18 protein-coding genes and 1 tRNA gene are annotated in these 20686 nt (G+C 56.1%); 8 read left to right on the top strand and 11 right to left on the bottom strand.

Annotation, left to right across the window (positions count from 1 at the left end; genetic code table 11):
- Positions 1-118 precede the first annotated feature (118 nt).
- On the top strand, positions 119-1606 hold the full coding sequence (locus tag NR201_RS20855) for a PLP-dependent aminotransferase family protein (protein ID WP_256850127.1): 1488 nt from the start codon (positions 119-121) through the stop codon (positions 1604-1606).
- Here NR201_RS20855 and NR201_RS20860 read toward each other — a convergent pair.
- Positions 1573-2196 (bottom strand): glutathione S-transferase family protein, encoded by a 624-nt coding sequence (locus tag NR201_RS20860; protein ID WP_010253536.1) that lies wholly within the window; start codon positions 2194-2196, stop codon positions 1573-1575. The genes NR201_RS20855 and NR201_RS20860 overlap by 34 nt on opposite strands.
- Positions 2197-2303: 107 nt before the next feature.
- Here NR201_RS20860 and NR201_RS20865 point away from each other — a divergent pair, with 107 nt between their 5' ends.
- Complete coding sequence (locus NR201_RS20865) at positions 2304-3152, top strand: PhzF family phenazine biosynthesis protein (RefSeq protein WP_256850128.1); 849 nt, start codon at positions 2304-2306, stop codon at positions 3150-3152.
- 47 nt (positions 3153-3199) lie between these two features.
- Here the strand turns inward: NR201_RS20865 and NR201_RS20870 are convergent, their stop codons facing one another.
- Complete coding sequence (locus NR201_RS20870) at positions 3200-3958, bottom strand: SDR family NAD(P)-dependent oxidoreductase (RefSeq protein ID WP_256850129.1); 759 nt, start codon at positions 3956-3958, stop codon at positions 3200-3202.
- Between the two features lie 115 nt (positions 3959-4073).
- Between NR201_RS20870 and NR201_RS20875 the strand changes: the two genes are divergently transcribed.
- The 3 genes from NR201_RS20875 to NR201_RS20885 all read left to right on the top strand — a co-directional run bounded on the left by NR201_RS20875 (position 4074) and on the right by NR201_RS20885 (position 7642).
- Positions 4074-4973: a LysR family transcriptional regulator gene (locus NR201_RS20875; RefSeq protein ID WP_010253546.1), complete on the top strand. Its 900-nt coding sequence runs from the start codon at positions 4074-4076 to the stop codon at positions 4971-4973.
- Between the two features lie 45 nt (positions 4974-5018).
- A complete protein-coding gene (gene yhjD, locus NR201_RS20880; protein ID WP_010671463.1) occupies positions 5019-6038 on the top strand; it encodes an inner membrane protein YhjD in 1020 nt (339 codons plus the stop codon).
- Between the two features lie 272 nt (positions 6039-6310).
- On the top strand, positions 6311-7642 hold the full coding sequence (locus NR201_RS20885) for an MFS transporter (protein ID WP_010671462.1): 1332 nt from the start codon (positions 6311-6313) through the stop codon (positions 7640-7642).
- Between the two features lie 517 nt (positions 7643-8159).
- Here the strand turns inward: NR201_RS20885 and ilvC are convergent.
- Positions 8160-9635 carry a ketol-acid reductoisomerase gene (gene ilvC, locus NR201_RS20890; protein WP_010253551.1) on the bottom strand — a complete coding sequence of 492 codons (1476 nt, stop codon included), beginning with the start codon at positions 9633-9635 and terminating at the stop codon, positions 8160-8162.
- A gap of 162 nt (positions 9636-9797) precedes the next feature.
- Here ilvC and ilvY point away from each other — a divergent pair, with 162 nt between their 5' ends.
- Positions 9798-10679 (top strand): HTH-type transcriptional activator IlvY, encoded by an 882-nt coding sequence (gene ilvY / locus NR201_RS20895; protein ID WP_008926355.1) that lies wholly within the window; start codon positions 9798-9800, stop codon positions 10677-10679.
- Here the strand turns inward: ilvY and ilvA are convergent, their stop codons facing one another.
- The 6 genes from ilvA to ilvL all read right to left on the bottom strand — a co-directional run bounded on the left by ilvA (position 10680) and on the right by ilvL (position 17240).
- Complete coding sequence (gene ilvA / locus NR201_RS20900) at positions 10680-12227, bottom strand: threonine ammonia-lyase, biosynthetic (protein WP_256850130.1); 1548 nt, start codon at positions 12225-12227, stop codon at positions 10680-10682. It abuts the gene before it with no gap.
- Between the two features lie 2 nt (positions 12228-12229).
- Positions 12230-14080: a dihydroxy-acid dehydratase gene (ilvD, locus tag NR201_RS20905; RefSeq protein WP_010253556.1), complete on the bottom strand. Its 1851-nt coding sequence runs from the start codon at positions 14078-14080 to the stop codon at positions 12230-12232.
- Between the two features lie 62 nt (positions 14081-14142).
- Entirely contained in the window at positions 14143-15072 is a 930-nt protein-coding gene (locus NR201_RS20910) for a branched-chain amino acid transaminase (protein ID WP_010253558.1), read from the bottom strand.
- Positions 15073-15090: 18 nt separating this feature from the next.
- A complete protein-coding gene (gene ilvM, locus NR201_RS20915) occupies positions 15091-15348 on the bottom strand; it encodes an acetolactate synthase 2 small subunit (RefSeq protein WP_008926359.1) in 258 nt (85 codons plus the stop codon).
- Complete coding sequence (gene ilvG, locus NR201_RS20920; protein WP_033780904.1) at positions 15345-16991, bottom strand: acetolactate synthase 2 catalytic subunit; 1647 nt, start codon at positions 16989-16991, stop codon at positions 15345-15347. Before ilvG ends, ilvM begins: the two co-directional genes overlap by 4 nt.
- A gap of 150 nt (positions 16992-17141) precedes the next feature.
- Positions 17142-17240 (bottom strand): ilv operon leader peptide, encoded by a 99-nt coding sequence (gene ilvL / locus NR201_RS20925; RefSeq protein ID WP_072101316.1) that lies wholly within the window; start codon positions 17238-17240, stop codon positions 17142-17144.
- Between the two features lie 330 nt (positions 17241-17570).
- Between ilvL and NR201_RS20930 the strand changes: the two genes are divergently transcribed.
- Positions 17571-19091 carry a YifB family Mg chelatase-like AAA ATPase gene (locus NR201_RS20930; protein ID WP_256844841.1) on the top strand — a complete coding sequence of 507 codons (1521 nt, stop codon included), beginning with the start codon at positions 17571-17573 and terminating at the stop codon, positions 19089-19091.
- A 25-nt stretch (positions 19092-19116) separates the two neighbouring features.
- On the opposite strand, the gene NR201_RS20935 is transcribed toward NR201_RS20930, so the two are convergent.
- Entirely contained in the window at positions 19117-19455 is a 339-nt protein-coding gene (locus NR201_RS20935; protein WP_010253568.1) for a DUF413 domain-containing protein, read from the bottom strand.
- Between the two features lie 120 nt (positions 19456-19575).
- Here NR201_RS20935 and hdfR point away from each other — a divergent pair, with 120 nt between their 5' ends.
- The gene (hdfR, locus tag NR201_RS20940) at positions 19576-20409 is read left to right on the top strand and encodes an HTH-type transcriptional regulator HdfR (RefSeq protein ID WP_010253571.1); all 834 of its coding nucleotides are present in this window, start codon (positions 19576-19578) and stop codon (positions 20407-20409) included.
- A gap of 118 nt (positions 20410-20527) precedes the next feature.
- Here the strand turns inward: hdfR and NR201_RS20945 are convergent.
- Positions 20528-20603 (bottom strand) — tRNA-Trp (locus NR201_RS20945).
- Between the last annotated feature and the right edge of the window lie 83 nt (positions 20604-20686).

Consider the following 20686-nt stretch of genomic DNA (forward strand, 5'->3'; position numbering starts at 1 on the left):
ACAGACAGAGTTCTATGCTACGGCGGGAAAAGGGATGGTAACAGTGACACAAAATCACTATTGTTATGGTTACAGTTCCCGTTAACAGAAATTGTACCCATCCAATCCGGAGGCTACTGTGTCCCTTGCTCCCACTTCCGATCGGCCTCTCTATCAGCAGCTGGCAGACAGCTTCGCTGAGGCTATCCATCAGGGCACGCTGAAACCCGGCAAACGTCTGCCGGCGATCCGCCGCGTCGCCCAGTCACATCAGGTCAGCGTCAATACGGTACTGAATGCCTGGCAGTTGCTGGAAGATCGCGGGTTGATTGAGGCGCGTCCCCAGTCGGGCTATTACGTGCGCGGCGTGTTGCCCGCCGTGACCCGTCATGGTCAGCATAAAACCCGGGTACGCGACCCCAGCAGCAGCAAGCTCGACCTGATCGATAAGGTATTTGCGGCGCAGAACCATCCCGACTACATCAATATTTCCCTGGCCTGTCCCCAGGATAGCGAGCTGTTTCCTGCGGCACGTATTGCCCGGATTACCGCCTCACTGCTGCGCCGTCATCCGAACATGATTGGGCGCTATGCGCTTCCGCCCGGTAGTGAGCGCTTACGGGAGGAGATTGCGCGACGGGCGCTGCACGCCGGACAGACGCTCACCGCCGATGAGATCACTCTTACTCACGGCTGCATGGAGGCGCTTCAGCTGGCGCTGCGGGCGGTCACGCAGCCCGGCGACTGCGTCGGACTGGAGTCGCCGACCTACTTTTTCCTCTTCCCGCTGCTGGCTTCACTGGGCCTTAAGGCGCTGGAAATCCCCACCGATCCGCAGCATGGGCTGTCGCTGGATGCGCTGGAGATGCTGCTTCAGGAGCAGCGAATTAAGGCGCTGATTGCGATGCCGAGCGCACAGAACCCGCTGGGCTGCGGCATGTCGCTGGAGAGCAAGAAGCGGCTGGCGAAGTTAGTGAATACTTACCACGTTCCGCTGATAGAAGATGGGCTGTATGACGAGTTGCAGTTCGACTGGCCGCTCTCGCCCGCGGTAAAAGCCTTTGATCGCGACGGCTGGGTGATCTACTGCACCAGCTTCACCAAAACCGTGGCACCTGATTTCCGTATTGGCTGGACCGCCGCTGGCCGTTTTCATGATGCGATTGCCCGACTGAAAGCGGTGTCGTCGATGGCAGAATCCGCCCTGCTCTCTGAAACGCTGGCGGAGTTTCTTGCTTCCGGCGGTTATGACCACCATCTGCGCACGCTGCGCCGTCGCTACGCGGCCAATCTGGATGAGGCGCGGGGACTGATCGCCCGCTACTTCCCGGAGGGCACCCGCGCGACGCTGCCGCGCGGTGGCTTCGTCTTCTGGGTCGAGTTACCGGGCGGCGTAAATACCACCGAGATGTTTGATCGGCTGCTGCAGGAGCAGATTTGCGTCACGCCCGGCGCGCTCTATTCGCTGAGCGAGCGATACAACCATGCACTGCGCCTCTCCTGCTGCTATCCGTTTGATGCGCGCTATAGCTGGGCGATCAGACGCGCGGGCGAAATCGCCTGTGAACTGACGGGAGTATCCTGCGGCGAGGCTCAGGGTGTACCGTTGCGGCCCCAGACGGTATAGCCGTGGCGTTCAGTCAGGCGTTCGTAATAGGTGCGTACCGCCGGATAATCAGGGTGTTCGAGCGGCGTTTCAAACCAGCGGTTCACCGCCAGACCAATCGGAATGTCTGCCAGCGTGAAATTACGTCCGGCAACGTAGCGACCGGTTTTTTCCAGCTGCTGATTGAGAATGCTCATGGTGTGTGCCCAGCCTTTGCTGGCCGCGGCCAGCAGACGTGGATCCTGATGAGCCGGTGAATTTCGCACCAGCGACATAAATGCGTAGCGCCATGAGGTGTTGAGTTCAGTGGACTGCCAGTCCATCCACTGATCGACAGGCGCACGCGTTTGAGGATGATGAGGATAGAGCCACTCGCCGCCATAGGCATTCGCCAGATAGCGCAGGATGGCGTTGGATTCCCACATCACAAAGTCATCATCTTTCAGTACCGGCACCATCGCATTGGGATTAAGTGCCATAAATTCGGGCAGGTGCGTTGAGCGGAATCCATCGCCCCACTCTTCGCGCTGGTAATCAAGGTCAAGCTCGTCACACAGCCATAATACTTTGCGCACGTTGATTGAGGAGGCGCGTCCCAGGATCGTTAGCATTCACAGTCTCCGGTAAAATCTTTAACTTATTGATAACGCTGTTAGCTGTTATAAGCAATCATCCGGCAGAGAAAAGGCCGCACTGAACCCAATCGCAAGGAGTCATCATGAAGGTCGCGTTTAAGCAAGTCGATGTGTTTACCTCAGCAGCCTTTAATGGCAATCCGCTGGCGGTGATTATGGATGCTCAGGGGTTGAGCGACAGCCAGCTGGCGGCGATTGCCCGCTGGACTAACCTGTCGGAAACCACCTTTGTGCTGCCGCCACAACATGAAGAGGCGGACTACCGGGTGCGTATTTTTACCGTGGAAAGCGAACTGCCGTTTGCCGGTCATCCGACGCTGGGCACCGCACACGCGCTGCTGGAGGCGGGCTGGCCAACCCGTACGCCGGGCGAAATCGTACAGGAGTGCGGCGTCGGTAACGTGACGGTGAAGATTAATGAGACGGGCGGACTGGCCTTTGCCGCGCCAGCTGCCACCCTGATGCCATGGCAGGATGCGCTGATGGGTAACGCCTTAAACAGCGATGCATTCGATCTGACGCAAAGCCCGACCGTGGTGGATATGGGTATCCGCTGGCTGCTGGTGCCGATGGTCAGCGCCGAGGCCGTGCTGGCGCTGCAGCCCAATGTCAGCGATTTGCAGCGCCTGATTAAACATGCGGGTGTCTCGGGCGTGATGCCTTTTGGCCGTTTGCCCTCGGGCGAGCATGAACAGTATGAAGTGCGTGGCCTGCTGGTGGAAAATGGCAGCCTGACCGAAGATCCGGTGACCGGCAGCGCCAACGCCTGTCTGGCGCGTTACTTTGCAGCCGCAGGCCATACCACCTCCTATCGCGTGCGTCAGGGTACTGCTCTGCAGCGTGCCGGTCGGGTGAACGTAACCTTTAATGGTGAAACCATCTGGATTGGCGGTAATACCGTTACCGTCATCGATGGCACCATTACGCTGTAAAAGGCGGCGGCGACGTCGCGGGGTGCTTTCCGCGACGCCACCAGCGGTTAAATCCCCTGCCCGCCTGAGGCTTCAATACGCTGAGCGGTGATCCAGCCGGTTTCGTCACTGAGGATCGCGCTGATGGCGTCGCCGATATCATCCGGCAGTCCGACCCGGCCCAGCGCCGTCAGCCCGGCAATCTGATGGTTAATCTCGGGGGTATCGCGTACCCGGCCACCGCCAAAGTCAGTCTCTATCGCGCCAGGTGCCAGGATATTAACGCGAATGCGCCGTTCGCCCAGCTCCTTCGCCTGATAGCGCGTCAGTACCTCCATCGCCCCTTTCATTGACGCATAGGTCGAGGAGCCAGGATAGATCAGCCGGGTCAGACCGCTGGAGATATTCAGGATGCGGCCACCGTCGTTGATCAGCGGCAGCAGCTTCTGGGTCAGGAAGTAAGGCCCTTTGAAATGCACATTAACCAGCGCATCAAATTCCGCCTCGGTGGTGTCGGTAAACGGTTTGTAGTGTCCGTGTCCGGCGTTGTTCACTAAATAGTCAAAGCGCTCACGCTGCCACTGCTGTTGCAGTGCCTCTTTCACCTGGCCGACAAAACGATCGAACTGACCGGTTTCGCCGACGTCCAGCGCCAGCGCCACTGCACGTCGCCCCAGCGCCTCGATCTCCTTCACCACCGTCTGTGCCTCATCGGCATGGCTGCGGTAAGTCAGGATAATGTCTGTCCCTTTGGCCGCCAGTTTTAACGCGCCATTACGGCCTAAACCGCGGTTTGCACCGGTAATTAACGCCACTTTCTGATTCATCTCTCGCACCTGTTGAAAAATTGAACACAGGTTAAGGATATTCGCGAATTATTGATCTATAAACAGTGTTAAATGCGCATCACTGTTTCAATAAAAACAACAATCGGTGAACAACATGGACAAAATTCACGCAATGCAGGTGTTTGTGCGGGTGGCCGAAATGGGCAGTTTTACCCGCGCGGCAGAGAGTTTAGGTGTCCCTAAAGGCAGCGTTTCGCGGCAGATACAGGCGCTGGAGAATCAAATGGCAACACGTTTGCTGCATCGCACCACGCGCCGGGTGCAACTAACCCAGGACGGGTTGGTCTATTACGATCGCTGTCTTGATTTATTGTCGATGATTGACGATATGGACAGCCTGTTCCAGCACGAGCCTGCCTCGCTCAGCGGTAAACTCCGGATTGATATGTCTGTGGCCATGGCCACCAGTTTTATCCTGCCACGGCTGCCGGAATTTTTGCAGCACTACCCCGGCGTAGAGATTGAGCTGAGCAGCAGCGACCGTCAGGTAGATGTGATCCGGGAAGGGTTTGACTGCGTAATCCGCGTCGGTGAGCTCAAAGATTCTGGCCTGATTGCGCGAAAAATTGGTACCCATACCTTGATCAACTGCGCCAGCCCTGGCTACCTTTCGCGTTTCGGCATGCCGATCCGGCTGGAAGAGCTGTCGCAGCATGCGATGGTGCATTACAGCCAGCAACTGGGTCAGGCCTCACCGGGTTTTGAATATTTTGATGGCAGGCAGTGTCACTATGTTCACACCGGCGGTGTGGTCACCGTGAACAGCACCGAAACCTATCGCGCCGCCTGTCTGGCGGGGTTAGGCATTATTCAGGTGCCTGCCGCCGGGATTCAGACATTACTGGAAAGAGGCGAGCTGGTAGAAGTGCTGCATCGCTTTCCCGCCAGACCGATGCCGATCCACCTGCTCTATCCGCACCGGCGCAATGTGGCACGTCGCGTGCGGGTTTTTATGGAGTGGCTGAGTCAGGTGTTACAGGAGTACGTCACCTGAGCGGCTATACTTTGATTTTAATGATAAACAGGACAGTGAAGGTCTATGACAGACAAGCAGGAAAACCCGCAGGATACGCAGCCGCAAAAGCCGCTTATCGATATTAAAACCGGCAACGAGACGGTTGATCATTCGATTGTGCGCGTGTCGCGTTTTGCCGCCTGGTTTCAGGCGATCCCGGCAGTGGCGCATTTTATTCGCGCCCTTGACCGCTTTAATGATCGGCTCGGCAGCCAGTTTGGCGCGGCCATTACCTATTTCTCTTTTTTATCGCTGATCCCCATTCTGATGGTGTCGTTTGCCGCCGTGGGTTTTGTGCTGGCATCGAACCAGGATCTGCTGACCGATATCATCAACAAAATCGTCAGCAGCATCAGCGACCCGACGCTGGCCACCACGCTGAAGAATACGGTAAATACCGCCATTCAGCAGCGTGCCACCGTGGGTATTACCGGTTTACTGCTGGCGCTCTACTCCGGTCTTAACTGGATGGGTAACCTGCGCGAAGCGATTCGTGCCCAGTCGCGCGACGTGTGGGAACGCAAACCGGATGACAAAGAGAAGATCTGGAAGCGTTATATTCGCGATTTCCTGTCGCTGACCGGTCTGATGCTGGCGCTGGTGATTACGCTGTCGCTGACCTCGGTAGCCGGTTCGGCGCAGGCAATGATCGTCAGCGCACTGGGGCTGGATGGCATCGACTGGTTACGGCCCGCCCTGACCATTATTGCCACCTCGATTTCCGTTATGGCTAACTATCTGCTGTTCCTGTGGATTTTCTGGATCCTGCCGCGTCATAAGCCGCGTAAGAAAGCACTGTTCCGCGGCACTCTGCTGGCGGCAATCGGTTTTGAGGTGATCAAGTTTGTGATGACGCTGACGCTGCCGAAGCTGGCGACCTCGCCTTCTGGTGCGGCCTTTGGTTCCGTGCTCGGCCTGATGGCGTTTTTCTACTTCTTCGCCCGTCTGACGCTGTTCTGTGCGGCGTGGATCGCCACCGCCAAATATAAAGACGACCCACAAATGCCTGAAGCGGGCAGCGCGTCACGACACAAATCATCGTAATCCGTTAACAACAGCGGAAAATATTACCCCTCGGCTATTTTTTAACCAGATAACAGGATGAATAGCTGAGGGGTCACTTTTATTTAGCCCTTTCGTAGAGTATCCCGCCAGATATCGTCCGGATTACCCCGGTATCACCCGACATTCGTCGCACCTCAGAAATTATCCTCTTTTTGCCCGCTGAAGCCAGACGCGGCGCGGGTTTTCTTCATTGAATGCGCTCTGGCAGATGCGTAAGATTCTTTGTCTGTATTTACAAATAAGAAACAGTTATGCAAGCCTCCCTCACAGACACGCTCGACAAACAGCAGGATCCCACGCCGGTTAACTCACGCAGTAAAGTGGTGATTGCCTCGCTGGTCGGAACGGCCATCGAGTTCTTCGACTTTTATATTTATGCCACTGCTGCGGTGATTGTTTTCCCGCACATTTTCTTCCCGCAGGGTGATGCCACGGTCGCGACGCTACAGTCGCTGGCCACGTTTGCTATCGCCTTTATCGCACGTCCGATTGGCTCCGCCGTGTTTGGTCACTTTGGCGATCGCGTGGGTCGCAAGGCCACGCTGGTTGCCTCGCTGCTGACCATGGGGATTTCCACCGTGGTGATTGGTCTGCTGCCCGGCTATGAAACCATCGGCGTGATGGCTCCGCTGCTGCTGGCGCTGGCGCGTTTTGGTCAGGGACTGGGACTGGGTGGTGAATGGGGTGGCGCGGCGCTGCTGGCGACGGAAAATGCCCCGGCGAAGAAGCGTGCGCTTTACGGCTCCTTCCCTCAGCTGGGTGCGCCGATTGGCTTTTTCTTCGCTAACGGCACTTTTCTGCTGCTTTCGTGGCTGCTGACCGACGAGCAGTTTATGCAGTGGGGCTGGCGCGTGCCGTTTATTCTCTCCGCCGTGCTGGTGCTGATTGGCCTGTATGTGCGCGTTTCGCTGCATGAGAGTCCGGTGTTTGCCAAAGTACAGAAAGAGAAGAAGCAGGTTCGGGTGCCCATTGCGGCACTGCTGAGCAAGCATCTGACCGCCACCATTCTCGGCACCTTTATCATGCTGGCGACCTATACGCTGTTCTATATCATGACCGTCTATTCGATGAGCTACGGCACCACGGCAGCACCGGCCGGTCTGGGTATTCCGCGTAATAGTATGTTGTGGATGCTGATGCTGGCGGTGATTGGCTTTGGAGTGATGGTGCCGATTGCCGGTTTGCTGGCTGACCGTTTTGGTCGCCGCAAGACGATGATTACCATTACGCTGATGATTATCGCGTTTTCGTTCCTGTTCCCGGCGATGCTCGGTTCCGGATCGCAGGCGCTGGTGATGGCGTTTCTGTTGCTGGGTCTGAGCATTATGGGCCTGACCTTTGGTCCGATGGGCGCCCTGCTGCCGGAGCTGTTTCCGACCGAAGTGCGTTATACCGGCGCATCGTTCTCTTATAACCTCTCATCGATTCTGGGTGCCTCTGTTGCGCCTTATATCGCGACCTGGCTGAATGCGCATTATGGTTTGCAGGCGGTGGGACTTTATCTGGCGTCGATGGCCGTGCTGACGCTGATTGCATTGCTCGCCTGTAAAGAGACGCGTAATCAGACGCTGTATGACGTTTAATCCGGCTGGATGAAGGTCAGTGAAAACCCGGCGGCTGCCGGGTTTTTTTATGGAGCAGGCTCACAGAGTACAACCGCTCTGAAGGGCTAAACAATATCAGGCGACAGGCTCAGGGAGCATACGCCTTAAGCGGGTTAGCTTTCTGTTTGAAAAAACCGGACCTCGCTGAAAGGCGTATTGATACTGGCAGCAATAAAGAAGCTTAAGGGCACAGGGAATACGGTCAGAAGAGGAAAGCGTCCCGCGCCAGGGACAAAAACGCCGGGAGCGTTTTTGAACAACGCAAAGCGTTGGCCCGGAAACGGGCGCACCTCAGGGATGAGGTGCGTAATCGCGCGGGCCGAGCATGCCATGGATGGCGGTTTTGCGTCTTTCCGATCTGACCGTATTCCATGTGCCTGCACTGTCTCACAGCAGTGCAGGCACTAACTTACAATCGGCCTTGCCTGGTATGGTTCATCAACAAAAAACCCCGGCAAGCCGGGGTTTGTTTTGCTGAAAACTGTGATGACGGTAATTAGCCCGCGACAGCGATACGCTTCATGTCGGTCATGTAGCCACGCAGCTTGCGGCCAACGGTTTCAATCGGGTGCTGGCGAACCGCTTCGTTAACGTCACGCAGTTGCGCGTTATCAACCTGCGTGCCTTCAACCGCTTTACCCAGATCGCCTGGCTGCAGCGTGGTCATGAACTCTTTCAGCAGCGGCACCGCGGCGAAGGAGAACAGGTAGTTACCATATTCGGCGGTATCGGAGATCACCACGTTCATTTCATACAGGCGCTTACGGGCGATGGTGTTCGCGATCAGCGGCAGCTCATGCAGTGATTCGTAGTAGGCAGACTCTTCAATGATGCCGGCGTCCACCATGGTTTCAAACGCCAGCTCAACGCCCGCTTTAACCATCGCAACCATCACCACACCTTTGTCGTAGTACTCCTGCTCTTCGATTTTGCCTTCATACTGTGAGGCGGTTTCGAACGCGGTCTGGCCGGTCTCTTCACGCCAGGTCAGCAGGTTTTTATCATCATTAGCCCAGTCCGCCATCATGCCGGAAGAGAATTCGCCGGAGATGATGTCATCCATGTGTTTCTGGAACAGGGGTGCCATGATGGTTTTCAGCTGCTCTGACAGCGCATAAGCGCGCAGTTTGGCTGGATTAGAGAGGCGATCCATCATCAGTGTGATGCCGCCAAACTTCAGTGATTCGGTGATGGTTTCCCAGCCGAACTGGATCAGTTTTTCTGCATAAGCCGGGTCAGTGCCTTCAGCCACCAGCTTGTCGAAGCAGAGCAGTGAACCAGCCTGCAACATGCCGCACAGGATGGTCTGCTCACCCATCAGGTCAGATTTCACTTCAGCAACGAAAGAGGACTCCAGCACGCCAGCACGATCGCCGCCAGTTGCTGCTGCCCAGGCTTTGGCAATCGCCATGCCTTCGCCTTTTGGATCGTTTTCCGGGTGAACCGCGATCAGCGTCGGTACACCAAAGCCACGTTTGTACTCTTCACGAACTTCTGTACCCGGACACTTCGGTGCCACCATGACCACGGTGATGTCTTTACGGATGCTTTCGCCCACTTCAACGATGTTGAAACCGTGCGAGTAGCCCAGGGCAGCGCCATCTTTCATCAGCGGCTGAACAGCCTGAACTACAGCGGAGTGCTGCTTGTCTGGCGTCAGGTTAACCACCAGGTCAGCCTGCGGGATCAGTTCTTCGTAGGTGCCCACTTTGAAACCGTTATCGGTCGCTTTGCGCCATGAAGGGCGTTTTTCCGCAATCGCTTCAGCACGCAGTGCATAGGCCACATCCAGACCGGAATCACGCATGTTAAGACCCTGATTCAGGCCCTGCGCACCACAGCCAACGATAACGACTTTTTTGCCTTTCAGGAAACTGGCACCATCCGCGAATTCATCGCGCGCCATGAAACGGCACTTGCCTAATTGCGCCAACTGGTTGCGCAGGTTCAATGTGTTGAAATAGTTAGCCATGGGTACTCCGGTAAGGTTGTGTTTGCTTTTTTTGTTCAGGAACGGCGTGTCATGCATCGCCGCGAATGACCCCATCATATGACAGGAATTCTGTTGCTTAAATTGATATATTAACAACGTCACATTGCAATAAATGCAACACCACCCAGAGGCGACGCGCACATGGATTTACGGGATCTGAAACTGTTTCTTCATCTGGCAGAAAGCTGCCACTTCGGGCGCACTGCGCGTGCTATGCACGTCAGCCCTTCCACGCTGTCACGCCAGATCCAGCGGCTTGAAGAAGATGTCGGCCATGCGCTGTTTCTGCGCGATAACCGCACCGTGACGCTGACAGAAGCGGGCGAACGCCTGCGCCAGTTTGCCCAGCAGACGCTGTTGCAGTATCAGCAACTGCGCCATGTGATGGATCTTAACGGTCCGTCGCTCAGCGGCGAGCTGCGCCTGTTCTGTTCGGTGACGGCGGCCTACAGTCATCTGCCGCCCATCCTCGACCGCTTTCGCGCTGAACATCCGCAGGTCGAAATCAAACTGGATACCGGCGATGCCGCGGATGCGGTGGAAAAAGTGCACTCCGGCGATGCCGATCTGGCCATTGCCGGCCGTCCTGAAACGCTGCCCGCCAGCATTGATTTTATGCCACTGGGGCTGATCCCGCTGGTGCTGATCGCGCCTGCACTGCCCTGTGCCGTTCGTACCCAGGCAACACAGCCGCAGCCCGACTGGTCAAAAATTCCGTTTATCCTGCCGGTGCAGGGACCGGCACGGCGACGTATCGATCTCTGGTTCCGCCGCCAGCGCATCCCGAATCCGGTGATTTACGCCACGGTCTCGGGGCATGAGGCGATTGTTTCGATGGTGGCGCTGGGCTGCGGCATCGCACTTTTGCCGGATGTGGTGCTGGAGAACAGCCCGGACCCGGTGCGTAACCGCGTGCTGTTACTGGAGAATATTGACTCGGTTGCGCCGTTCGAACTCGGCATCTGCGTGCAAAAAAAGCGGCTCGGAGAGCCGCTGATCAGTGCTTTCTGGAGCCAGCTGTAATCAGTTGCCTGACAGGAAGAAGCGGAACGCCGGGTTCTGGCTTTCGTCATGAAAGTCGTAACCCAGATCGGTGAGATGCTCTTCGAAGTGTGGCTCATCGCTGCCAAGTTCAAAAGCGGCCAGCACACGGCCATAATCGGTGCCGTGGCTGCGATAATGAAACAGCGAGATATTCCAGTGGGTGCCCAGCGTTTGCAGGAACTTCAGCAACGCGCCGGGTGCCTCCGGGAATTCAAAGCTGAAGAGGCGTTCACGCAGTGGTTTAGAAGGACGTCCGCCCACCATATAACGCACATGCAGTTTCGCCATCTCATCATCCGAGAGATCGACCACCTGATAACCGCCGCTGGTGAGCTCGCTGATGATCTCGCTGCGCTCTTCCACGCCGCGCGTCAGTCGTACTCCAACAAAGATGCAGGCTTTGTCCGCATCGGCGTAGCGGTAGTTGAACTCGGTAATCGACCGTCCACCCAGCGTCTGGCAGAAACGCAGGAAACTGCCCTGCTGTTCCGGGATCGTTACGGCCAGCAGCGCTTCACGCTGTTCGCCCAGCTCGCAGCGCTCAGAAACGTAGCGCAGGCCGTGGAAATTGACGTTGGCCCCGGATAACACATGCGCCAGCCGCTCGCCTTTGATCCCGTGCTGCTGGATATACTTTTTCATGCCCGCCAGCGCCAGCGCGCCAGAGGGCTCTGCCACAGCACGGACATCTTCAAACAGATCTTTCATTGCGGCACAAATGGCATCGCTGTCGACGGTGATGATGTCATCGATGTATTCCTGACAGAGCCGGAAGGTTTCGCTGCCAATCCGTTTCACCGCCACCCCTTCGGCAAACAGCCCGACGCGCGGCAGATCGACCGGATGACCCGCCTCCAGCGCTGCTTTCAGGCAGGCTGAATCTTCTGACTCCACCGCGATCACTTTGATTTGCGGCATCAGCTGCTTGATCAGCACCGCGACGCCGGCTGCCAGACCTCCACCGCCAACCGGGACAAAGACCCGGTCGAGATGCGCATCCTGTTGCAGCAGCTCCATCGCCAGCGTGCCCTGTCCGGCAATGACGGCCGGATGGTCAAACGGCGGTACGAAGGTGTAACCGCGCTGTTCAGAGAGTTCTATCGCTTTGGCTTTCGCCTCGTCAAAGTTGGCCCCGAACAGGAAAGCCTCACCGCCAAATGCGCGCACCGCATCAACCTTGATGTCTGCCGTCGCCAGCGGCATCACAATCAGTGACTTGATGCCCAGCTTAGTGGCGGAGAGCGCCACGCCCTGCGCATGGTTACCGGCTGACGCCGTTACCACGCCGCGCGCTTTCTGCTCTTCGTTCAGACCGGCAATCATCGCGTAGGCACCGCGCACCTTAAAACTGTGCACCGGCTGACGATCTTCCCGCTTCACCAGAATGGTGTTGCCGAGACGCGATGAGATTTTTTCCATAACCTGCAGCGGCGTCACCTGTGCCACTTCATACACCGGTGAACGCAACACTGCGCGCAAATACTCGGCGCCACAAGGCGCCTCGGGTAGCGGTTGAGACTCGGCCATCGTTAGCCTCCCAGCTTGCTCTTATCGCGGACGGCGCCTTTGTCAGCACTGGTCGCGAGTAATGCGTAGGCACGCAGCGCAAAGGAGACTTCACGCTGACGATTGACCGGCGTATACGCCGCATCGCCACGTGCCTGCTGCTCTTCACGACGGGCGTGCAGTTCGTTATCCGGTACGGCGAGTTTGATACCGCGGTTAGGGATATCGATTTCGATGGTGTCGCCATCTTTGACCAGCGCAATGGTGCCACCGTTGGCTGCTTCAGGCGAGGCGTGACCGATAGAGAGGCCCGACGTACCGCCAGAGAAACGACCATCGGTGATCAGCGCGCAGCTTTTGCCCAGCCCCATCGATTTCAGATAAGTGGTCGGATAGAGCATCTCCTGCATGCCTGGCCCGCCTTTTGGACCTTCGTAGCGAATGACGACCACATCGCCCGCGACAACTTTGCCGCCCAGAATCGCTTCAACGGCGTCATCCTGGCTTTCATAGACTTTGGCCGGACCGGTGAAGGTCAGGATTTCTTTGTCTACGCCCGCAGTTTTTACGATACAGCCATCTTCCGCGATGTTGCCGTAGAGCACGGCCAGACCGCCATCCTGCGAGTAAGCATTTTCACGGGTACGGATACAGCCTTCGGCACGGTCATCATCCAGCGTGTCCCAGCGGCAGTTCTGTGAGAACGCCTGGGTGGTACGAATACCCGCCGGACCCGCGCGGAACATATCTTTTACCGCCTGATCTTTGGTCAGCATGATGTCGTACTGATCCAGCGTTTCACGCATGGTCTGCTGCAGGATATTACGGGCGCTGCTGTCGAACAGGCCGGCACGATCCAGCTCGCCGAGAATGGCGAACACGCCACCCGCGCGATGCACATCTTCCATGTGGTATTTCGGGGTACTTGGCGCCACTTTACAGAGCTGAGGCACTTTGCGTGACAGGCGATCGATGTCGGAGATATTAAAGTCGATATCGCCTTCCTGTGCGGCTGCCAGCAGGTGGAGCACGGTGTTGGTGGAGCCACCCATGGCGATATCCAGCATCATGGCGTTCTCAAAAGCGGCCTTGTTCGCGATGTTACGCGGCAGCATGTTGACATCATCCTGCTCGTAATAGCGCTTGGTCAGGCTTACGATGCGCTTACCGGCATTGATGAACAGCTCTTTGCGATCGGCGTGCGTAGCCAGCAGTGAACCGTTGCCAGGCTGCGACAGACCGAGTGCTTCAGTCAGGCAGTTCATCGAGTTGGCGGTGAACATACCGGAGCAGGAGCCGCAGGTCGGACAGGCAGAGCGTTCGATCTGCTCACTGTCGGCATCGCTGACGTTCGGGTTGGCACCCTGAATCATCGCATCTACCAGATCCAGCTTGATGATCTGGTCAGAAAGCTTGGTTTTACCCGCTTCCATCGGTCCGCCTGAAACGAAGATCACCGGAATATTGAGGCGCAATGACGCCATCAGCATACCCGGGGTGATTTTGTCGCAGTTAGAGATGCAGACCATGGCGTCGGCACAGTGGGCGTTGACCATGTACTCGACCGAGTCAGCAATCAGCTCACGCGACGGCAGTGAATACAGCATGCCGCCATGACCCATGGCAATACCGTCATCCACCGCAATGGTGTTGAACTCTTTAGCCACACCGCCTGCCGCTTCGATCTGCTCGGCGACAAGTTTACCAAGATCACGCAGGTGAACGTGGCCCGGCACAAATTGGGTGAATGAGTTAACCACAGCGATAATCGGCTTGCCGAAATCGTCGTCGGTCATTCCTGTCGCGCGCCATAAGGCACGGGCACCCGCCATATTGCGGCCGTGGGTGGTGGTGGCGGAACGGTACTTAGGCATACTCTATTTACTCCAGTAAGAATAAGCTCGCGGACGTCAGATGACGCCCGCGCTGTATCTGATTATGGGTTAACCGGATCTAACCAGCCCCATTTGTCTTCGGTTTCGCCGGTGAACAGGCCAAAGAAGGCCTCCTGGATGCGTTTGGTCACCGGGCCACGTTTGCCTTCGCCGACCTGAATGCGGTCAACGCTGCGCACCGGTGTAATTTCTGCCGCGGTGCCAGACATAAAGACTTCGTCAGCCAGATAGAGAGATTCACGCGACAGGGTCTGCTCACGCACTTCAATGCCCATATCGCGCGCCAGCGTGATGATGGCATCGCGGGTGATGCCCGGCAGTGCTGAAGAGGTAAATGGCGGGGTAAAGAGCACGCCATCTTTAACTTCAAACAGGTTTTCGCCTGCACCTTCTGAGATCAGGCCATTAGTATCCAGCGCAATCCCTTCCTGATAGCCGTGACGACGGGCTTCGCTGCCCACCAGCAGTGAAGAGAGGTAGTTACCGCCCGCTTTAGCGGCGGTTGGCAGGGTATTCGGTGCTACGCGGTTCCATGAGGAGACCATGGCATCGATGCCGTTCTCCAGGGCTTCAGCGCCCAGGTATGCGCCCCACGGGAACGCCGCAATGATCACGTCGGTGGTGAAGCCGTCTGGCGGGTTCACGCCCAGGCCCACATCGCCGACAAAGGCCAGCGGACGGATATAAGCACTTTTCAGTTTGTTCACGCGGATGACTTCGCGGCACGCTTCCATCAGCTCATCAACGCTGCTTTTAATCGGGAAGCGATAGATTTTGGCGGAGTCGTGCAGACGTTGCATGTGTTCGCGATGGCGGAACACAACCGGTCCTTTGTGAGAGTCGTAGCAGCGCACGCCTTCAAATACCGACGTACCGTAGTGCAACGCGTGGGACATGACGCTGACCTTCGCCTCTTCCCACTTAACCATCTCGCCATTGAACCAAATAAAGTCTGCTTTCTTCGTGCTCATTGTTATTCCCTCTCGCGGCTAAGCGCGGATTTGTTGTGTTGTCTGTTGTTGAATCTGAACGCATGCAACGTCGATCAATTTGCTTAACTGCGAAGACAGTAAATCGACGGAACGCTGACTGGCAACGGTCATTTCAATATTAATGTTTTCTGCGTTGGCGACTGAGGCCATGTTCATAGAACAGACCTGAAAACCGCGGTGACGCACTACGCGTAAAATGCGCTCCAATATTTCAGGGCGGAAACGGGCTTCGATAGACAATTGATGCTGGTTCATACAGTTTTCTCCATCATGTTTGCATTGCTGGCACCCGGCGGTACCAGTGGCCAGACGTTTTCATGCTCATCAATTGCAACATGCAGGAAGTAAGGACCTTCGCTGTTCAGCAGAGCATCAAGGGCGGCGTCGACCTGATCTTTACGGGTAATGCGCTGGCCGGGAATATTGAAAGCGCTGGCCAGCGTGAGGAAGTCGGGGTTGTCGGACAAATTGGTTTCACTGTAGCGGCCATCGAAAAACAGCTGCTGCCACTGACGCACCATGCCCAGACGCTGGTTATCCAGCAGCACGATTTTGACCGGCAGCTTGCCGCGCTTGATGGTGCCCAGCTCCTGGATGTTCATCATGATGGAGCCATCGCCCGAGACACAGATAACCGTATCTTCCGGGCGTGCAACCTGCGCACCGATGGCAGCGGGTAAACCAAAGCCCATGGTGCCTAAGCCGCTGGAGGTGATGAAGTTCTCTGGCGCGCTGAATGCCATGTGTTGCGCCGTCCACATCTGGTGCTGACCGACGTCGGTGGTCACTACGGTATTGGCCGGTTTGCGATCGGAAAGCTGCTTCAGCAACAGCGGTGCATAGATCGCTTCGCCCGGATGGTCGTAGCGCCATGGGTGACTGGCCTTAAGCACTTTCATCTCATCGCGCCAGGCGTTGATATGCAGAGGCTGACTCAGGGCGGGCAGCAGTTCGTTGAGATCACCCTGCAGAGAGACGTGTGCACGACGTAATTTGTTTAACTCAGCGGGATCGATATCGAGATGAATCACGCTGGCATGGGGGGCAAAGGTGTCCAGCTTGCCGGTCACGCGGTCATCGAAACGGGCACCGACCGCAATCAGTAAGTCACAACTCTGCACCGCCAGGTTGGCAGCTTTAGTACCGTGCATCCCCAGCATGCCGAGATACACCTCGCTGTGGGGGTCTACGCTGCCCAGCCCCTTTAAGGTGGCCACTGCCGGGATGCCGGTCTCTTCTGCCAGCGCGCGCAGTGCCGGAACAGCCTGTGCCAGGCCAACGCCTCCACCAACATAGAGCATTGGTTTTCTGGCCTGCGCCATCAGTGCGCGTGCTTCCTGAATCGCCTGATGCGGCAGCGCGCTTCCCTCTTCTACCGGAACCAGATGCGGGGCAGGTTCTCCCTGCGCAATCTGAATATCTTTAGGAATGTCCACCAGTACCGGACCCGGACGGCCCGACTGCGCCAGCGCAAAGGCTTCTGCCATGATGGCAGGCAGCTCATCTAACGATTCGACCAGGAAGCTGTGTTTGGTGCAGGCCAGCGATAAGCCCAGCACGTCGATTTCCTGAAAGGCGTCGGTGCCGATGAAGGCCGAGGTGACCTGACCGGTTACTGCCACCACCGGAACCGAATCCATCATGGCATCTGCCAGGCCGGTAATCAGGTTTGTCGCGCCAGGGCCAGAGGTGGCGATACAGACGCCGGTTTTGCCGGTTGAGCGCGCATAACCGATCGCCGCCATCACAGCGCCCTGCTCGTGACGACACAGTAGGTGTTCCACGCCGCCGTCGTAGAGCGCGTCGTAAACCGGCATGATTGCGCCGCCAGGGTAACCGAATACGGTATCAACACCCTGCGCGCGTAAAGCCTGAACTACCCACTGTGCACCTGTCATCGCTATTCTCCTGTGTCCTGACCGGAACAACAGAATTTTATGCTACTGTTCATTGTTTGTTCCTTGTGGATTTACTGATATTTCCTCTGGTCGAAAAAAAACCCCCGGACCTTTCGGTGCGGGGGTTTTTTCGGATTCGAGGCTTGATTTCTAAGCCTTTCTTTCTCCAAGCGTTGCCCCGCACGGTAGGTTAATAACCACCACCACGCTAATCACGACCAGGCTAATCACTTGTAGAAGGGCTTTCATGTGTTGTTCAATTCTTTCGCTTGTTCGAAGTAATGCCTACAGAGTTATCATAGTCAGGGGGCATGACACAACTTTTTTTACAGACTTTTTTTAGCGCCTGGCGCTAAATCGCGGTCTATCAATTTGTAATACAAGAAATAATTACATGATGATAATTATTCATCACTTTACTGACGTAATAATTTTTTGGTGAATTTGCGCGCAGACACGCAGCGTTTTAACAGGTTGTGAAAAAACTTCTGATAGGTTGTGCAATGACCCGAATAGTGCTGATGATGCCCTGGCTTTCCTTTGATGCTGTCACCAGACTGACGGTAACAAGGAGCGAGTATGTCATTGTCAAAAGTTCTGACCCGGGCAGCGCTGGGAGTGGAAGCCCCGCTGGTGACCATCGAGGCACACATCAGTAACGGACTGCCTGCGTTAACGCTGGTGGGGCTGCCTGAAACCACGGTGAAAGAGGCGCGTGAGCGGGTACGCAGCGCCATTATCAACAGCGGTTTTGCCTTCCCGGCAAAACGCGTCACCATCAATCTGGCACCCGCAGATTTACCCAAAGAGGGCGGGCGGTATGACTTACCCATGGCGATTGCCATTCTGGTGGCCTCTGAGCAGCTTCCTGCCGACAAGCTGACGCACTATGAGTTTCTGGGTGAGCTGGCACTCGACGGTGCACTGTGCGGTGTACAGGGCGCGATTCCAGCGGCCATGGTAGCCATTCAGGCTGGACGACAGCTGGTCCTCTCCGCTGAGAATCAGTGTGATGCCGGGCTAATCCGTCAGGGCTCGTCGCTGGTTGCCTCTCACCTCAGCGAAGTGTGCGCCTTTCTGCGCAATGAACTCACACTACCGACAGCCCAATATCCTGAGCATCAGGGCGATGCACCTGCTGACGATCTCGCTGATATCATTGGTCAGGAACAGGGACGCAGAGCACTGGAGATCACTGCGGCTGGCGGGCACAACCTGTTGCTGATCGGGCCCCCTGGCACCGGTAAAACCATGCTCGCTACCCGGTTGCCCGGCATCATGCCCTCCTTAAGCGATCAGGAAGCACTGGAGTGCGCGGCAATCGCCAGCCTGGTGAACAGCAATACCCTGCACCGACAGTGGCGCACCCGGCCTTTCAGGTCACCTCACCACAGCGCCTCTCTCTATGCTCTGATTGGCGGCGGCTCACTGCCACGGCCCGGTGAGATCTCCCTGGCGCATAACGGCGTGCTGTTTCTGGATGAATTACCGGAATTTGATCGCAAGGTGCTGGACTCCCTGCGCGAACCATTAGAGTCGGGCGTCATCGCTATTTCACGCGCTCGGGCAAAAGTTACCTACCCGGCCCGGTTTCAGCTGATTGCTGCGATGAATCCAAGCCCAACCGGACACTATCAGGGACAGCATAACCGCTGCTCACCGCAGCAGGTGCTGCGTTATCTCAGTAAGCTATCCGGCCCCTTTCTTGATCGTTTTGATCTTTCGCTGGAGGTGCCGCTACTCCCCAGCGGCATGCTCAGCGGTCAGCGCACCAAAGCGGAAGCATCTGAGCAGGTTCGTCATCGGGTGGTCGCGGCGCGTGACATTCAGCTGACCCGTGCAGGAAAAATAAATGCGCATTTAAACAATGCAGAGATTATGCGCTGGTGTCAGCCTGCTAAAGAGGATGCGGAGTGGCTGGAGTCAGTGCTGGAGAAACTGGGTTTATCTGTACGGGCATGGCAGCGGATTTTAAAAGTGGCGCGTACCCTGGCCGATCTGGCTGGGGAAACAGACATCACCCGGCATCATCTGCAGGAAGCGGTCAGCTATCGCACGATAGATCGATTAATGATCCATCTGCATAACAGCCTGCAATAAAAAAGGGGCTTTCGCCCCTTCTCTGTTAATCGTCGCTGTCGGTGAAGTCTTCAACGGTGTCCATCTGCGGTTTACCGCCAGACAGCGTATGAAAACGTTTAGGACGCTTAATGCGGGTCATATACTTAGACCATACACGTTCAGCTTCCGTTTGCGGCTCACGCACGCCACGACACACTTCAATAAACAAACGTTCTTCTTCGGTTGCAGGCTCACGCTTTGATAAATCCAGCTCATTAAAGGCAAAACCGTGGCGTTCAAGAAGCTGAGCTTCTTTAATAGTAAAGTCACCGTGGCGTGAGAAACCACGCGGGTAATGTTTGTTATCAAAGAAACGATTCTCTGTTGAGAAGCTTTCCGCCATGTTACACGCTCCTGATTTTCTAATGCCGTGCTGTTAATGGCGCGGAGTATTAGATAGGCTTGACAGAGTGTAAAACAAAACATTTAAATCTATACGACAAACATTTTTTGGGAGAACGCTGTGGATACGGAATTACTGAAAACTTTCCTGGAAGTGAGCAGAACTCGCCATTTCGGGCGTGCTGCAGAAGCACTTTACCTCACGCAATCTGCTGTCAGTTTTCGCATCCGTCAGTTAGAGAATCAGCTTGGCGTTAACCTTTTTACACGGCATCGCAATAACATACGTCTGACGGCGGCCGGAGAGCGACTGCTCCCCTATGCTGAAAGCCTGATGAGCACCTGGATGATGGCGAAGAAGGAGGTTTCTCACACTCAGCAGCACCATGAGCTTTCAATAGGTGCCAGTGCATCACTATGGGAGGCTTATCTGACGCCATGGCTACAGACGCTCTACGAGAATCGGGAGAGCCTGCACTTAGAAGCGCGCGTGGCACAACGACATCTGCTGGTTAAGCAACTCCATGAGCGCCAGCTGGATCTGTTGATCACCACTGAAGCACCTAAGATGGATGAGTTAACCAGTCAGCAGATTGGTCATATTTCACTGGCGCTTTTCTGCGCCCGGCAGAGCGAGAAGCGTGAAAAATATGATTATATCAAGCTGGAATGGGGAGCAGATTTTCATCAGCATCAGAGCTATCTCTCCGGGGCTGATGATGTACCGGTACTGACCACCACGTCGGCACATGTCACCCGTGAACTGCTACATACCACCGGAGCGTGCGCATTTCTGCCGGACTTCTGGCAGAGTGTGTACAGTGAGTTGATGGTGATTCCGGATACGCCCGTCGCCGTTCGTCCGCTCTATGCTGTCTGGTTGCAGAACAGCGATCAGCAGGCACATATCCGTCAGTTGCTTAAATTCCCGATTCTGGTCAGGCAAAACAGCTGAATTTGCAGGCAGGACAGTAAGCAGAGAAGATCAGAGGCCAGTTAGATTTAGCTGGTTTTTCTTTTTTGCTTTTTTAAAGGCAAAAAAAAATCCTTTGCCGAAGCAAAGGATCGTTTTCTGGCAGGGGCGGAGGGACTCGAACCCCCAACACCCGGTTTTGGAGACCGGTGCTCTACCAATTGAACTACGCCCCTAATAGGGTGGCGGAACGGACGGGGCTCGAACCCGCGACCCCCTGCGTGACAGGCAGGTATTCTAACCAACTGAACTACCGCTC

It is taken from the genome of Pantoea sp. Fr-CA_6 (assembly GCF_024520895.1).
GTDB classification, from domain to species: domain Bacteria; phylum Pseudomonadota; class Gammaproteobacteria; order Enterobacterales; family Enterobacteriaceae; genus Pantoea; species Pantoea agglomerans.

Excerpts from the sequence above, each read along its gene's own strand:
- NR201_RS20860 (WP_010253536.1), bottom strand. The coding sequence starts at position 2,196 with ATGCTAACGATCCTGGGACGCGCCTCCTCAATCAACGTGCGCAAAGTA.
- NR201_RS20865 (WP_256850128.1), top strand. The coding sequence starts at position 2,304 with ATGAAGGTCGCGTTTAAGCAAGTCGATGTGTTTACCTCAGCAGCCTTT.
- NR201_RS20870 (WP_256850129.1), bottom strand. The coding sequence starts at position 3,958 with ATGAATCAGAAAGTGGCGTTAATTACCGGTGCAAACCGCGGTTTAGGC.
- NR201_RS20875 (WP_010253546.1), top strand. The coding sequence starts at position 4,074 with ATGGACAAAATTCACGCAATGCAGGTGTTTGTGCGGGTGGCCGAAATG.
- yhjD (WP_010671463.1), top strand. The coding sequence starts at position 5,019 with ATGACAGACAAGCAGGAAAACCCGCAGGATACGCAGCCGCAAAAGCCG.
- NR201_RS20885 (WP_010671462.1), top strand. The coding sequence starts at position 6,311 with ATGCAAGCCTCCCTCACAGACACGCTCGACAAACAGCAGGATCCCACG.
- ilvC (WP_010253551.1), bottom strand. The coding sequence starts at position 9,635 with ATGGCTAACTATTTCAACACATTGAACCTGCGCAACCAGTTGGCGCAA.
- ilvY (WP_008926355.1), top strand. The coding sequence starts at position 9,798 with ATGGATTTACGGGATCTGAAACTGTTTCTTCATCTGGCAGAAAGCTGC.
- ilvA (WP_256850130.1), bottom strand. The coding sequence starts at position 12,227 with ATGGCCGAGTCTCAACCGCTACCCGAGGCGCCTTGTGGCGCCGAGTAT.
- ilvD (WP_010253556.1), bottom strand. The coding sequence starts at position 14,080 with ATGCCTAAGTACCGTTCCGCCACCACCACCCACGGCCGCAATATGGCG.
- NR201_RS20910 (WP_010253558.1), bottom strand. The coding sequence starts at position 15,072 with ATGAGCACGAAGAAAGCAGACTTTATTTGGTTCAATGGCGAGATGGTT.
- ilvM (WP_008926359.1), bottom strand. The coding sequence starts at position 15,348 with ATGAACCAGCATCAATTGTCTATCGAAGCCCGTTTCCGCCCTGAAATA.
- ilvG (WP_033780904.1), bottom strand. The coding sequence starts at position 16,991 with ATGACAGGTGCACAGTGGGTAGTTCAGGCTTTACGCGCGCAGGGTGTT.
- ilvL (WP_072101316.1), bottom strand. The coding sequence starts at position 17,240 with ATGAAAGCCCTTCTACAAGTGATTAGCCTGGTCGTGATTAGCGTGGTG.
- NR201_RS20930 (WP_256844841.1), top strand. The coding sequence starts at position 17,571 with ATGTCATTGTCAAAAGTTCTGACCCGGGCAGCGCTGGGAGTGGAAGCC.
- NR201_RS20935 (WP_010253568.1), bottom strand. The coding sequence starts at position 19,455 with ATGGCGGAAAGCTTCTCAACAGAGAATCGTTTCTTTGATAACAAACAT.